This window comes from Arthrobacter sp. 49Tsu3.1M3, from assembly GCF_900168135.1.
Lineage (GTDB): Bacteria > Actinomycetota > Actinomycetes > Actinomycetales > Micrococcaceae > Arthrobacter.
The window spans coordinates 114852-128516 of record NZ_FUZD01000001.1; the positions used below are offsets into that span (position 1 = coordinate 114852).

The following is a 13665-nucleotide window of genomic DNA, read 5'->3' on the forward strand; positions in this document are numbered from 1 at the left end:
GCCGACTGAACAGTGCCGCGTGAATCCTGCCGCCTGAACAGTCCCGCCTAACCGTGCCGGGAAGCGGCGCTGCCGGCCGGCTGCCGGTCCGGATGGTAGCGGGCCGAAAAGTGCTGGTCGAAGCGGGCCCGCGCGATCCGCCCGAGCCGTTCGACGGTGTGCCAGCTGATGACCGCAATGAGCAGGGTCACCACGATGGCCGACACCGCGATGAGCGGCGGCAGATCGGCCGTGGAGCCGCCGTTCAGCCAGAGAATGACCGCGTAGTTCCACAGGTACGCGGCGTAGGAAACGGTGCCCAGCAGCTGCACCGGGCGCGTCCACTTCGGCATCACTGCGGTGCGGGAGGCGGCCAGTGCGACCAGGACGGCCGCGGCGGCCATGGCCAGCGGACCGCCAATGAACATGAACGCCGGCGTTTCGTTGGCCTTCGGGAAGTAGATCAGCGCGGCCAGGACGGCGACGGAGACCAGCAGGGCCGCGCGCCTGAGCCAGCGGCCGGTGAACCAGTTGAACACATGGACCCTGTACAACCGCAGGGCCGAACCGACGATCAGGCCCAGGCCCCACGTGGTCGGCAGCGCGTAAACCAGCGAGTGAAGTTGCGGGGCCAGAGTCACCATTGCCAGCACACTGGCCGACATGAGGAACAGCGCGACGGCGGCGGACCAGCCAATCAGCCGGCCCTGGCGGTTGCGCCGCAGGGCGAGCACCAGCAGCGCGGGCCAGATCAGGTAGAACTGCTCTTCCACCGCCAGCGTCCAGAGCGGTCCGATCGCCATGCTGACGTCGAACGGCAGGGGGAGGTCTTTGAGGTAGCCAAGACCGGCGAGGACCGTGTACCCCACGATTCCCTTGGACCGGTCACCAAGGACATCGGTGGCCAATTCGACGATCGCGTAAACGCCCAGGAGAGAAACGAGTGCCGGCACCAGCCGGAACGCCCTGTGCGCATAGAAGCGTCCATAACGAATCTTTCGGTGCCGTTCGATATCGCCGACCAGCACGTCGGTGATCAAGTATCCGCTCAACACGAAGAAGGCGATGACACCCACGATGCCGGCGCCCTGAAATATGCCGGGCCAGGAATGTCCGAGCAGGACGGCGCCCACGGCGGCACCGCGAAGAACGTCCAGGCCGTCCAGCCGTGGGCGCTTTGCAGTATGTTGGACCGTCTGTGCGGGCCTTTCGCCGACTAGTAACGCCACATATCCTCCGGTGCCTCTATCTGGCCGGTTCCGATTCCAGCTGCATCAAGGCAAAACCGCGCCGTCCGTCTATCCATGGATGCGATTGCGGCGCCAGTCCTGCGCCCTGTCCAAGTATTCCCGCCTTGGCTGGACGAAACCTGACGCCGGCTCTGCGGCTGCCCGGCCATAAGGCGGGCCCAAAGAAAGGGGCCACACCATCCAGTATTCCGAAATCTTTCCCGTTTGGACAAGTGACCGGCCAGTAACCGGGCGCCAAGGGGGAAGTCTTCAGGCTCCCTTAGAGATTGTGGGCCACCAGCTCCAGCCCGATGACCAGCAGGCTCAACACGACTTCGGCGAGCATGATGGCGGCCTTGTGACGGACCGGAATCTCGAGGCGCCGGATCGCGAGGAACCCGACGACGCCGAGCGAGACAACCAGAACAGCGACTGCCCACCCGAGGGCAACGGCCGTCGACCACAGACCGAGGCCGGCTGCCGTGAGGAGGAGCAGCGGAGTGACCAGAACGCCGAGGCCGTCCGCGCTGACCGCGATCATGTGGTGCAGCTCGTCACCGGTGGGAAGCTTCGAATGAACAGTCAGGTGGCTCAGGAGATCGGCGACGAAAATCCCCAGCAGGGAGCCGATCACCACGATGCTGAGCGTCGCCGCTGCTGCCAGCGGCGTGGTCTCGTCCGCGTGACTCCGAAGCGCCAACACCACGGCCAGGCTCGTGAAGATGATGTAGACGCGTTCTTTGAGGCTCGCCGCGCGTTGGCGGGCTGACGGTGAAGGAGGCACGGGCGATTCTGTCGCTTGCATCAGAGAAGGCCTTCCGGTCAGCGTCACGGGAACGACAAAAGCCCAGGGCCGCGACGATCCATGTCCATGCCATCCCATAGTCCACCCGGAAATCCCGTCAAGGCCAGCCCCGGGAGGTGAATGCGGTACTCGTCATTGTTGCCGCAGTGCCCGGACAGCAAATGCGGGGCCACTTACGGGCCGTCCGGACGTGCCGGAGGGGCGGTAAGTGACCCCGCGATGCTTTAGTCAGGGAGTCTGCGGCTGATTAGTCCACCGGGTTAGTCCACCGGGCTGTAGCGGGCGAGGTCCGCGGCGTTGGTCGCCGCACTCATCAGCAGCGCCGCCGCCAGCATGTGAGCGCCAACGAGCAGCGCCGGGATGCCATTGTAGTACTGCGTGAAGCCGATTGCGGCCTGCAGCACCGTGACGCCCAAGAGCATGAACACCGCGGAGCGGAACGGCCCCTGGATCCGCCCGCGGACCACAAGGAAGACCGCGAACAGCGCGCCGGCGGTCACCAGGTAGGCGGGTACGGCGTGGATGTGCGCGAAGAGGTCCCAGTCGAGGTCGTTGCGCGCGGCGTTCGCGTCGCCGGCATGCGGACCGGCGCCGGTCACCACCACACCGAGGCAGACCGCGACGGCGGAGAGGACCGCGACGGCGGTCATCACCGGGCGGGCAACGCCCGGCAGGGCGGGAAGCTGCACGGTCCGGGCCTTGCCCGTGCGGTCGTACGCCCGGTTCACTAGAAGGGTCGCGAGGACCACGAGGGCCATGGACACGAGGAAGTGCAGGCCCACGACCCACGGGTTCAGCTGGGTCAGCACCGTGATGCCGCCGATGACGGCCTGGGCCGGGATGCTGGCGAGCAGGCCGAGGGCGAGCAGGAAGAGGTCGCGGCGCTCCTTGCGGAGGTTCCACAGATAGACCAGCATCATCACCGCGACTGCCGCCAGCGCAAATGTCAGGAGCCGGTTGCCGAATTCGATGATTCCGTGGATCCCCATTTCGGGGGTGGTGGCCAGGGATCCCTCGGTGCAGCGCGGCCACGTGGGGCAGCCAAGGCCCGATGCTGTCAGGCGGACGGCGCCGCCGGTCACCACCAGGACGATCTGGCCAATGAGGGACAGCACGGCCAGCCGCCTGACCGTCTTATCGACGCGGACTGGCAGCCGGGAGGTGATTCCGGAGACAATCCGGGGAGTTCGTGACGCCGTGCTCACAGTTTTCTCAATTCCACTTAAACCAACGGGTTGCTGCGCCGCCGGCGATCGCCGTCCAAAGCAGCAGGACAAGAACGGCGGCACCATTGACGCTGCCGTACAGGAAAGCATCCCTCAGCGCCTGGCCCAGCGCGCCGGAGGGGAGGAAGTGCACCACAGCCTGGGCCAGCGCCGGGAGCCGTTCGGCCGGAATCACGATTCCGCCCAGCGCGCCGAGCAGGATCCAGAGCAGGTTGGTGATGGCCAGGGTCGCCTCCGGCCGGACCGTCCCGGCGACCAGCAGCCCGAGTGCTGTGAAGGCGGCGGCGCCGAGGACCAGGATGGCCAGCCCGGGCAGCCAGCCCGCGGGATTGGGCTGCCAGCCCAGCAGCAGGGCCACCGCGGTCACGATGAGCACCTGCAGGAACAGCACAGCCAGGACGGCCAGGACCTTTCCCGCAATCAGGCCGGTGCGGCCCAGGGGTGTGGTGGAAAGAAAGCGCAGGACGCCGTAGCGGCGGTCGAAGCCGGTGGAGATGCCCTGCCCGGTGAAGGCCGTGGACATGGCGCACAGGGCCAGGATGCCGGGGACGGCGACATTGATGCGGCTCGAACCGAGTCCGTCCAGCAGCGGCGTCACGGTCAGGCCGACCATGGCCAGCAGCGGCAGCACGATCGCGAGGATCAGCTGCTCGCCGTTCCTGAGCATGGTGACGGTCTCGTACTGCCCCTGCAGCAGGATGCGGCGCAGCAGGGAAGCGGGGGCACTCCCATGCACGGCAGGAGGCACGCCGGCACGGCGTGCGCTCTCCAGCGGGGCGCCACCTGTTACGCGGGTCATCGGATCTCCCTTCCGGAGATGTCCAGGAAGACGTCCTCGAGGCTGCGCGCTTCAAGGCTCAGCGAGCTGGGCATGATCCCGCGCTGGGCCCACCACGCGGTGATCGCGGCGAGGTCGGCGGGGGTCAGGGCTCCGGTCACGGCGTAACTGCCGGCCCGCGCTTCGGTGACGTCGACGCCGTCGGGCAGCACGCCGGCGAAGTCCAGGCCGGGTTCGGTTTCGAACAACAAGGTGCGGATGTGCTGCGACGTGTCGCCGGCCGGGAGCTGGTGGCGCAGGAGCTGGGCGACGGTGCCCTCGGCGACGTTGCGGCCGGCGTCGATGATGTAGACGTAATCCGCCAGGCGTTGGGCGTCGTCCATCAGGTGCGTAGTCAGGATGATCCCCATGCCGCTGTTCCGCAGTTCGGAGATGAGATCGAAGACCATTTGGCGCGATTGCGGGTCGAGGCCCGCGCTGGGCTCGTCGAGGAACAGGACCTCCGGATTGCCCACCAGCGCCGCGGCCAGGGCGAGGCGCTGTTTCTGGCCGCCGGACAGGCGCCGCACGTTGGTGCGGCTGAAGGTGTCGATGCCCAGGCGGCCGATGAGTTCATCCACAGGCCACGGGTCCTGGTACATGCCGGCGATGTGCCGCAGCAGGGGGATGGGCCGGGCCGACGGCGGCAGGCCGCCGTCCTGCAGCATCACGCCCACCCGGGCGCGGAGGCCTGCGCCGGCCGAATCCGGGTCGTGGCCGAGTAGGCTGATGTCGCCGGCGGTGCGCTTTTGCAGCCCCTGGGCGCATTCGATGGTGGTGGTCTTGCCCGCGCCATTGGCGCCGAGCAGGGCCGTGACTTGGCCGCGTTCGGCGATGAGGGAAAGGCCGCTGACCACGCGCAGCATCTTGCCGTCGAGGGTGGGCAGTGGACCAACATCCTTGACAAGCCCGCTGATGGTCAGAACGGGGGATTCGGGAGATCGCACCACAGCATTCTACGCGATGTAGTACGTCGGCTTCCCGGAGGGGCGGTCCCGCAGGCAAGCCATGCCTTACTGGAATGCCGGACTAAATTACGACATGATTGTGTTGTGTATTCCATGAGCCCCTCTGCGTCCGGAACCGCTGCGTCTGCAGTCCCGTCCGGGCGCGGCACCGCGCGCGTCAGGCCTGCCCGGGCACACGTGGCGGTTGTTCCGGACGCCGTTCCCGCGGCCGCCGGCACCCACACGCACGACGCCGAAGAGCGTACGCGCGACCGCGTCCTGAACGCGGTCCTGGAACACGGACCCATCAGCGCAGCCGAACTCGGCGACCTCCTGGGTTTCACTCCGGCCGCCGTGCGCCGCCACCTGGACCACCTCGCCCGCAGCGGAGTGATTGAGGTCAAGCGGGTTGCCCGCGCGGGTGCCGGCGCCGGACGTCCCGCCCGCCGCTACGTTCTGAGCTCCCAGGGCCAGTCGAACCTGGGCAACGACTACCTCGACATCGCCTCCGTGGCGCTGCGCCGCCTCGGCGAGGCGGCCGGCCCCGAGGCCGTGCGGCAGTTCGCCGTCGAGCGTTTCGCCGACATGGAGCGCCGCTACGCACCGGAGATCGAGCAGGCCGGACCGGACATCACGGCCCGCGCCCAGGCTCTCTCCGCGGCGTTGAGCCGCGACGGTTTCGTCGCCTCGGCGCAGTCGATCGAAGCCAGGGCCCCGCTCCCGGCGGCGCTCTCCAGCGTCCAGCTCTGCCAGGGGCACTGCCCCATCCAGCACCTGGCTGCCCAGTTCCCCGTGTTCTGCGACGTGGAGACCGAAGTGTTCTCCCGGCTGGTCGGCGTCGATGTGCGCCGGCTGTCCACCCTGGCGCGCGGCGGGCACGTCTGCACCACCCATATACCTACGGGCCGTCCAGCCGCCGTCGGGACCCCCAGTCCCGCTGCACCGGTCAACCCGGACGAAGTATCCAACCATCTCCAAGAAAGGCCGTGATGACGGACCAACTATCAGAGAAGAAGGTTGCTGACTCTACTGTGATTTCGGAGATTCTGGAAAAGAATCCCGAGCTCCACGGAATTGGCACCTATGAGTACGGCTGGGCCGACAAGAACGACGTCGGGGCCAACGCCCGCCGCGGCATCGACGAAGACGTTGTTCGCGATATTTCGGCCAAGAAGAACGAGCCGGAATGGATGCTCGACCTTCGCCTCAAGGGCCTGAAGTACTTCGACCGCAAGCCCATGCCCACCTGGGGCGCGGACCTGTCCGGCATCGACTTCGACAACATCAAGTACTTTGTGCGCTCCACCGAGAAGCAGGCCGCAACCTGGGAAGACCTGCCCGAGGACATCCGGAACACCTACGAGAAGCTGGGCATCCCGGAAGCCGAGCGCAGCCGCCTCGTCTCCGGCGTCGCCGCCCAGTACGAGTCTGAAGTGGTCTACCACCAGATCCGCGAGGACCTGGAAGCCCAGGGCGTCATCTTCCTCGACACCGACACCGCGCTGCGCGAACACCCGGAGATCTTCCAGGAGTACTTCGGCACCATCATCCCGGTGGGCGATAACAAGTTCGCGTCGCTGAACACGGCCGTCTGGTCCGGCGGTTCCTTCGTGTACGTGCCCAAGGGCGTCCACGTGGACATCCCGCTGCAGGCCTACTTCCGCATCAACACGGAAAACATGGGCCAGTTCGAGCGCACGCTGATCATCGCGGACGAGGACTCCTACGTCCACTACATCGAAGGCTGCACCGCGCCGATCTACACCTCGGACTCGCTGCACTCCGCCGTCGTGGAAATCATCGTGAAGAAGGGCGCCCGCGTCCGCTACACGACCATCCAGAACTGGTCCACCAACGTGTACAACCTGGTCACCAAGCGCGCCATCTGCGAAGAGGGCGCCACCATGGAGTGGATCGATGGCAACATCGGCTCCAAGGTCACCATGAAGTACCCGGCCGTCTACCTCGTGGGCGAAGGCGCCAAGGGCGAGACCTTGTCCATCGCGTTCGCCGGCGAAGGCCAGCACCAGGACACCGGCTCCAAGATGGTCCACATCGCGCCCAACACCAAGAGCTCGATCATCTCCAAGTCCGTGGCCCGCGGCGGCGGCCGTGCTGCCTACCGCGGCCTGGTCCAGGTCCGCGAAGGCGCCAAGCACTCGGCCAACACGGTCCGCTGCGACGCCCTCCTGGTGGACACCATCAGCCGGTCGGATACCTACCCGTACATCGACATCCGCGAGGACGACGTCACGATGGGTCACGAGGCCACGGTCTCGCGGGTCAGCGAAGAGCAGCTGTTCTACCTGATGTCCCGCGGCATGCGCGAAGACGAGGCCATGGCGATGATCGTCCGCGGCTTCATCGAACCGATTGCCCGCGAACTGCCGATGGAATACGCCCTCGAGCTGAACCGACTGATTGAACTGCAGATGGAAGGATCGGTCGGTTAATGACTGACATCACTACTGAAAAGGCCCGCATCGGCGCGCCCTCAGCCCAGCCGTTCATCAACGGCTTCACCGAGGAAGGCGAAAGCCTCTCACCGCTGAACGCCGCGGAGTCCAAGGCGCCGCTGGCCGGCGAAGCCGTCAAGCGCCACTCGCACGGCGGCGGCGTCGGCGTACCGGACAGCTCACGCGCCGGCCGCCTGACCTCTTACAAGCTGGCGGACTTCAAGCCGCTGACCGGCATGGAGGAGGACTGGCGCTTCACCCCGCTCAAGCGCCTCCGCGGCCTGCACACCGAGGTCCTCGCCGGTGCGGCGCCGGCCGTGAGCGTCACCGCTCCGGACAGCGTCAGGGTCGAGACCGTCGGCCGTGACGACCGCCGGATCGGCTCCGCCGCCATCCCCGAGGACCGCGTCTCCGCGAACGCCTGGGAGAACTTCACCGGGGCCACCGTCATCACGGTCCCGTCCGAGGTACAGGTGGAAGGCGAGGTCAGCGTGCTGCTGACCGGCCAGGGCACCGAAGCCTCCGCGCAGCACGTCGTGATCGTCGCGGAAAAGTTCTCCAAGTCCGTCGTCGTCCTGGACCACCAGGGCACCGCCGTCGTCTCGGAAAACATCGAAATCCTCGTTGAGGACGGCGCGCAGCTGACCGTCATCTCGCTCCAGGAATGGAACGACGACGCCGTCCACGCCTCCTCCCAGCAGGCGAAGCTCGGCCGCGACGCGAAGCTCAAGCACATCGTGGTCAGCCTCGGCGGGGACCTCGTGCGCGTCACGCCCTCGGCACGCTTCACCGCCCCGGGCGCCGAAGTGGAACTGTTCGGCCTGTACTTCGCCGACGCCGGCCAGCACCTCGAGCAGCGCCTGTTCGTGGACCACGCCGTGGCCAACTGCAAGTCCAACGTCCTGTACAAGGGCGCCCTGCAGGGCCGCAACGCGCACACCGTCTGGGTCGGTGACGTTCTGATCCGCAAGGAAGCAGAAGGCACCGACACCTACGAGGCCAACCGCAACCTGGTCCTGACCGACGGCGCCCGCGCCGATTCCGTGCCGAACCTTGAGATCGAGACCGGCCTGATCGCCGGCGCCGGCCACGCCAGCGCCACCGGACGATTCGATGATCAGCACCTGTTCTACCTGATGGCCCGTGGCATCCCGGAAGAGGTGGCCCGCCGCCTGGTGGTCCGCGGGTTCCTGAACGAGATCATCCAGAAGATCAACGTTCCGGCCATCGAAGAGCGCCTCACGGAAGCCGTCGAGCGCGAACTCGCGGCGACCAACCACTAGTGCGCAGCACGAGAGAACACGGACGACATCAATGACTGAACAGCCAAAAGGCGAGCTAGTCTGCAACGCCAGCGAGATCCAACTCAAGCAGGCGCTGCGGATCCTGATCGACGACTACCCGGTAGCGATCGTGAAGGACTCGATGGGGGAGATCCACGCCATCGGCGACACCTGCTCGCACGCGGACATCTCCCTCTCCGAAGGAGAAGTCGAAGGCTGCAAGATCGAGTGCTGGGGCCACGGCTCCCAGTTCGACCTGCGCAGCGGCGAGCCGCTCCAGCTGCCGGCCTATGATCCCGTTCCCGTGTTCGCCGTGACCGTCCTGGATGACGAGGTCTACGTGGACTTCACCAACGTCCTGAACGGCGCCGAGGCTCCCACCTTCAGCTAGCTGCCTGCAGCCGGCAACCCGCACAAGAAAACTTATCGCCAAGAAAACGCACAGTGCCGAGGGCACGGTGCAGAGGAGAACAAGACACATGTCGACTCTTGAGATCAAGGACCTGCACGTCAGCATTGACACCGAGCAGGGCACCAAGGAAATCCTGAAGGGCGTCAGCCTGACCATCAGGACCGGCGAGACGCACGCCATCATGGGCCCCAACGGCTCCGGCAAGTCCACGCTGGCGTCCACCATCGCCGGGCACCCGCGCTACAACGTCACCTCCGGCACGATCACCCTCGACGGTGAAGACGTCCTCGCCATGAGCGTTGACGAGCGCGCCCGCGCCGGCCTGTTCCTCGCCATGCAGTACCCCGTCGAGGTCCCGGGCGTGAGCATGACCAACTTCCTGCGCACCGCCAAGACCGCGATCGACGGCGAAGCCCCCAAGCTGCGCACGTGGACCAAGGACGTCAAGGCGGCCATGGCGCAGCTGCGCATCGACGCCGACTTCACCCAGCGCAACGTCAACGAAGGCTTCTCCGGCGGCGAGAAGAAGCGCGTCGAGATCCTCCAGCTCGAGCTCTTCAAGCCGAAGTTCGCCATCCTCGACGAGACCGACTCCGGCCTGGACGTCGACGCGCTCAAGGTTGTCTCCGAGGGCGTCAACCGCGCCCACGGCGAAGGCAACATGGGCACCCTGCTCATCACGCACTACACCCGGATCCTGCGCTACATCAAGCCTGACTACGTGCACGTGTTCGTCGATGGCCAGGTTGTGGAAGAGGGCGGCCCGGAGCTCGCCGACCGCCTCGAAGACGAAGGCTACGACCGCTACGCCACCGGCGCAGGGGCGGCCACCATCGCTGCCGCCTCGGCTGCAGCCCAGGCGTAGTTAGGACCCCCCAATGACCGAACTCAATGTGGCCCGCACGGGCCTCGAGGATGTCGAAGAGGCGCTCAAGGATGTGATCGACCCGGAACTCGGGGTGAACATCGTTGATCTGGGCCTGCTGTACGGTCTGAAGTACTCGGACGACGACGGCGCCCTGCTCATCGACATGACACTCACCACCGCTGCCTGCCCCCTCACCGACGTGATCGAGGAGCAGGTCGGCAAGGCCCTGGACGGGATCGTCGACGATTGGCGGCTCAACTGGGTGTGGATGCCGCCATGGGGTCCGGAACGGATCACCGAGGACGGCCGCGACCAGATGCGCGCCCTGGGCTTCAACATCTAGATCCCCACCGCCTCCCTAGCCTCGCTTCGCTCGGCCAGGGAACCCTCGGCGGCGGAGGCCCCTAGTTACGACGACGGCGGCCCCACCTCATTGAGGCGGGGCCGCCGTCGTCATTTCCTTCCGGCGTTCCCGCCGGTGTTTGCGCCGCCGTTCCCATATCGTCCCGGCGGTGGTCTGATAAAGACAACGGATCCACACCCTTCGGACCGCGTCGAACAGGAGGCACACGGGAATGGATGCCACGCCACCGCCGCGGCCCTCCGATGCCGGCAAGGACTTTGTGGTCGTCGAGGACAGCGGCGACTTCTCGTACTACCGGTCCCGGGAAGCCCTGCTGGCCGACTTCGAATATGTCGGCGAAGCTCCATGCATCATTGACCGCAGCGCCACTACGTACCGGCTGGAGCTGGACGAGAACCGCCACCTGCGCCTGGGACCGCCCCTGGGATCAGTAGAGTTCCACTGGCTGCGCCAGGCCCTCGCCGAGGCCCGCGACGTGCATCCCGAGTCCCACCGGCTGCAACGGGTTGACCCCGCCGGGCTCGCCGGGCTCGTGGCCGGACTGTTCGAGACGCTGCAGCTGGAACGCGGAACCGATGCCGAGCTGGGGCTATGGAGCCTGGACATCGACGGCCTGGCCACGCGGCGCAATGCGCTGGCCGACGTCGACCGCCTCCTGGCCGGAAACGACCGGCTGGAGTCGGTCCTGGTGACCGACCCCTTCGGGCACCAGTACCGGCCCGTGTGGCATCCGAAGCACCGGCACCTGGGCCACGCCGGCTTCCTCAGCTACGTCGAGGTCCCGGTCCGGCGCTGGCCGCGCGGGTGAACCCGCGGGCTTGGACCAGGGTTGGACCAGAGGGTTGGTCCAGAGAGCTGGGACCAGAGGGCTGGAGCTAGGGCGTGGCCACCGCGAACGTGTCGCACTTGTTGATGTCCCCGGTGGTGTACCCCTGGTAGAACCACTTCTGCCGCTGGGCACTTGATCCGTGGGTCCATGCCTCCGGTGAGACGCGGCCCGTGGCGGCCTTCTGGATGCGGTCATCACCGACGGCCGAGGCCGCCGACAGGGCGTCCTTCACGTCCTGGTCAGTGAAGGGCTCGAGATAGGGCTGGCCGGTCTTGGGATCCGCCTGCGTCGTTGCATAGTGGGCCCACAGCCCCGCGTAGCAGTCGGCCTGGAGCTCAACCCGGACACCCCCGGAACCGGGGCCCTGCGGGTCCTGTTGCGCCCGGTCGAGGTCGCCGAGCAGGTTCTGGACGTGGTGGCCGAATTCGTGGGCCACCACATATTCCTGCGCCAGGGGGCCGCCGGAGGAGCCAAACCGGTCCACCAGCTCCTGGAAGAAGCCGGGATCGAAGTACGCCGTGGTGTCGACCGGGCAGTAGAACGGCCCCACCTCGGAGGTGGCGGCGCCGCAGCCGGTGTTGGTTCCGCCGGTGAAGATCACCGCCTTCGGCCGCGGGTACTTGGTGTTGTACTGCGACAGATAGGCCGGCCAGAAGGCGTTCAGGCTGTTGACCGTGCCGGTGATCCGGCAATCGAGGCGGGCGTCGGCGTCGGCGCCGGTCTGGCAGGCGGGGGCAGAGCCCTGGCTCTGCGTCTGGGGTTCCTGGACGGTGCCGGCCAGACCCTCGAGAAGCTGGGGATTGATGCCAAAGAGGGCTGCCAGCAGCAGGATGATGCCGCCGCCGATCCCGCCGCCGATCATCGGGCCGCGGCCCATCCCGCGGCGGTCCTGGACTTGTGACGGGTCCAGCGGGGCGTTGTCGTTAAAGCTCATGGAGTCACAATATCCCGCACACGCAGCCGGGGCGCCCGGCAACGCTAAAGTTGGTTCGATGCCTTTTCTCGACAGACTCCAGCGCTGGGCCGATGACCGTCCCGACGAGACAGCCGTCGTCGTGGCCGGAGAGCACCTCAGCTGGTCCCGCCTGCGGGACAAAGCGGCGGCCCTGGTGCCCGCGGCGCCGGCCATCACTGTGTTGTCCGAACAAAATTCAACCCACTTCGCCGTTGCCTTCGCCGCGGCCGTCGCTGGTGAGCGGCAGTGCGCCGTGTTGGACCCGGCCTGGCCCCAGCAACTCCAGGACGGCATCACCGCACGCATCGCCGGGACGGAAACAGGTCCGGCGCATGCGGTTCCCGGTGTGGGGACCGAGCTGGTCGACGGGCCGCCGGAGACCTCGTTCCTGGTCGGCCTGACGTCCGGCACCACCTCGGTCCCCAAGGCGTTCACCCGCTCGCGGCGGTCCTGGCAGGAATCCTTCGAAGCCTCGATTGAATTTTTCGCACTGACGCAGGACGACAAGTCCCTGGCTCCCGGACCGCTCGCGGCAAGCCTGAACCTGTACGCTCTCGCCGAATGCCTGTACGCCGGCGCCGAGTTCCACAGCCTGGACCATTTCGACGTCGGCGCCGCCCACACGGCCGTCAGCCACGACGGCATCACCCGACTGGTCCTGGTGCCCACCATGCTCCGGCTGCTCAGCGAGCGGGGCCTGACCGGCGGTGTCGATGCCTCCGGCATCCGCAGTATCATCTGCGCCGGTTCCAAGCTGGACGCCCGGACGCTGGAGGCGGCCCGGCGCTGGGCCCCCAACGCGACCATTTTCGAGTACTACGGCGCCTCCGAGCTCAGTTTCGTCTCGGGCGCCGGGTTGCGTCCGGGCGAGCCTGTCGAGCCGGGCGGGACCGGCATCGGGAAGCCCTTTCCCGGCGTCGATATCCGCATCCTCGACGACGACGGCGCCGAACTCCCGGACGGCAGCGACGGCAACATCTGCGTCCGCAGCGGCATGGTCAGCAACGGCTACCTGTGGGGTGACGACGGCCAGGCGCTGCGCTGTTTTGACGGCTGGTACACCGTGGGGGACCAGGGCTACCTCTCCGACGGGACCCTGCACATGCTGGGCCGCCGCTCCGACATGATCATCACCGCCGGCACCAACGTCTACCCGCATGAGGTCGAGATGGCGCTGGCCTCCGTCCCGGGCGTCGCGGCGGCCGTGGCGGCCGGCATGCCGGACGATCTTCGCGGCAAACGCGTCGTGGCCGGCGTCGTTCCCTCGCACGGGGCGGTCACCGCGACCCAGCTGCGGTCCGGGATCGACGATGTGCTGGCGCGGAACAAGCGCCCGCTGGAGTACTTCGTGCTGACGGAGCTGCCCCTGACGGACCGCGGCAAGATCAGCCGGCAGCTGCTGCTGGAGTGGATAGCGCGGAACGATCCCAGGATCCGGCGTCTTGGCTGAGCCGCTCGCCGGCAGCGGGCCGGCAGCACCGGGGCCGGCTGTTCC

14 protein-coding genes are annotated in these 13665 nt (G+C 67.1%); 8 read left to right on the top strand and 6 right to left on the bottom strand.

The features are described 5' to 3' along the window. Positions 1-47 precede the first annotated feature (47 nt). From B5X90_RS00490 to B5X90_RS00510, 5 genes are all read right to left on the bottom strand, one after another. Positions 48-1208 (bottom strand): acyltransferase family protein, encoded by a 1161-nt coding sequence (locus tag B5X90_RS00490; protein ID WP_256859984.1) that lies wholly within the window; start codon positions 1206-1208, stop codon positions 48-50. A 280-nt stretch (positions 1209-1488) separates the two neighbouring features. Beyond that, entirely contained in the window at positions 1489-1992 is a 504-nt protein-coding gene (locus tag B5X90_RS00495) for a hypothetical protein (protein WP_256859985.1), read from the bottom strand. A gap of 281 nt (positions 1993-2273) precedes the next feature. Beyond that, positions 2274-3218 (bottom strand): COX15/CtaA family protein, encoded by a 945-nt coding sequence (locus tag B5X90_RS00500; RefSeq protein WP_079549576.1) that lies wholly within the window; start codon positions 3216-3218, stop codon positions 2274-2276. A gap of 7 nt (positions 3219-3225) precedes the next feature. Further along, positions 3226-4038 (bottom strand): ABC transporter permease, encoded by an 813-nt coding sequence (locus B5X90_RS00505; RefSeq protein WP_256859986.1) that lies wholly within the window; start codon positions 4036-4038, stop codon positions 3226-3228. After that, positions 4035-5003 carry an ABC transporter ATP-binding protein gene (locus B5X90_RS00510; RefSeq protein ID WP_079549577.1) on the bottom strand — a complete coding sequence of 323 codons (969 nt, stop codon included), beginning with the start codon at positions 5001-5003 and terminating at the stop codon, positions 4035-4037. Before B5X90_RS00510 ends, B5X90_RS00505 begins: the two co-directional genes overlap by 4 nt. Positions 5004-5108: 105 nt before the next feature. On the opposite strand from B5X90_RS00510, the gene B5X90_RS00515 reads away from it, so the two are divergent. From B5X90_RS00515 to B5X90_RS00545, 7 genes are all read left to right on the top strand, one after another. After that, a complete protein-coding gene (locus tag B5X90_RS00515; protein ID WP_256859987.1) occupies positions 5109-5993 on the top strand; it encodes a helix-turn-helix transcriptional regulator in 885 nt (294 codons plus the stop codon). Continuing rightward, positions 5993-7456 carry a Fe-S cluster assembly protein SufB gene (gene sufB, locus B5X90_RS00520; RefSeq protein ID WP_026537378.1) on the top strand — a complete coding sequence of 488 codons (1464 nt, stop codon included), beginning with the start codon at positions 5993-5995 and terminating at the stop codon, positions 7454-7456. Before B5X90_RS00515 ends, sufB begins: the two co-directional genes overlap by 1 nt. After that, positions 7456-8742 carry a Fe-S cluster assembly protein SufD gene (sufD, locus tag B5X90_RS00525; RefSeq protein WP_079549579.1) on the top strand — a complete coding sequence of 429 codons (1287 nt, stop codon included), beginning with the start codon at positions 7456-7458 and terminating at the stop codon, positions 8740-8742. The genes sufB and sufD overlap by 1 nt, the downstream gene beginning before the upstream one ends. Positions 8743-8773: 31 nt before the next feature. After that, positions 8774-9133: a non-heme iron oxygenase ferredoxin subunit gene (locus B5X90_RS00530; protein WP_028275514.1), complete on the top strand. Its 360-nt coding sequence runs from the start codon at positions 8774-8776 to the stop codon at positions 9131-9133. An 88-nt stretch (positions 9134-9221) separates the two neighbouring features. Next, on the top strand, positions 9222-10019 hold the full coding sequence (gene sufC / locus B5X90_RS00535; protein ID WP_079549580.1) for a Fe-S cluster assembly ATPase SufC: 798 nt from the start codon (positions 9222-9224) through the stop codon (positions 10017-10019). 13 nt (positions 10020-10032) lie between these two features. Continuing rightward, entirely contained in the window at positions 10033-10365 is a 333-nt protein-coding gene (locus tag B5X90_RS00540) for a metal-sulfur cluster assembly factor (protein WP_018772973.1), read from the top strand. 232 nt (positions 10366-10597) lie between these two features. Then, on the top strand, positions 10598-11194 hold the full coding sequence (locus B5X90_RS00545) for a hypothetical protein (protein WP_079549581.1): 597 nt from the start codon (positions 10598-10600) through the stop codon (positions 11192-11194). A gap of 67 nt (positions 11195-11261) precedes the next feature. Here B5X90_RS00545 and B5X90_RS00550 read toward each other — a convergent pair whose 3' ends face one another. Beyond that, positions 11262-12149: a KPN_02809 family neutral zinc metallopeptidase gene (locus B5X90_RS00550; protein WP_079549582.1), complete on the bottom strand. Its 888-nt coding sequence runs from the start codon at positions 12147-12149 to the stop codon at positions 11262-11264. Positions 12150-12207: 58 nt separating this feature from the next. Between B5X90_RS00550 and B5X90_RS00555 the strand changes: the two genes are divergently transcribed. After that, on the top strand, positions 12208-13620 hold the full coding sequence (locus B5X90_RS00555) for an AMP-binding protein (protein ID WP_079549583.1): 1413 nt from the start codon (positions 12208-12210) through the stop codon (positions 13618-13620). Positions 13621-13665: the final 45 nt, after the last annotated feature.

Excerpts from the sequence above, each read along its gene's own strand:
- B5X90_RS00505 (WP_256859986.1), bottom strand. The coding sequence starts at position 4,038 with ATGACCCGCGTAACAGGTGGCGCCCCGCTGGAGAGCGCACGCCGTGCC.
- sufB (WP_026537378.1), top strand. The coding sequence starts at position 5,993 with ATGACGGACCAACTATCAGAGAAGAAGGTTGCTGACTCTACTGTGATT.
- sufD (WP_079549579.1), top strand. The coding sequence starts at position 7,456 with ATGACTGACATCACTACTGAAAAGGCCCGCATCGGCGCGCCCTCAGCC.
- B5X90_RS00530 (WP_028275514.1), top strand. The coding sequence starts at position 8,774 with ATGACTGAACAGCCAAAAGGCGAGCTAGTCTGCAACGCCAGCGAGATC.
- sufC (WP_079549580.1), top strand. The coding sequence starts at position 9,222 with ATGTCGACTCTTGAGATCAAGGACCTGCACGTCAGCATTGACACCGAG.
- B5X90_RS00540 (WP_018772973.1), top strand. The coding sequence starts at position 10,033 with ATGACCGAACTCAATGTGGCCCGCACGGGCCTCGAGGATGTCGAAGAG.
- B5X90_RS00545 (WP_079549581.1), top strand. The coding sequence starts at position 10,598 with ATGGATGCCACGCCACCGCCGCGGCCCTCCGATGCCGGCAAGGACTTT.
- B5X90_RS00550 (WP_079549582.1), bottom strand. The coding sequence starts at position 12,149 with ATGAGCTTTAACGACAACGCCCCGCTGGACCCGTCACAAGTCCAGGAC.
- B5X90_RS00555 (WP_079549583.1), top strand. The coding sequence starts at position 12,208 with ATGCCTTTTCTCGACAGACTCCAGCGCTGGGCCGATGACCGTCCCGAC.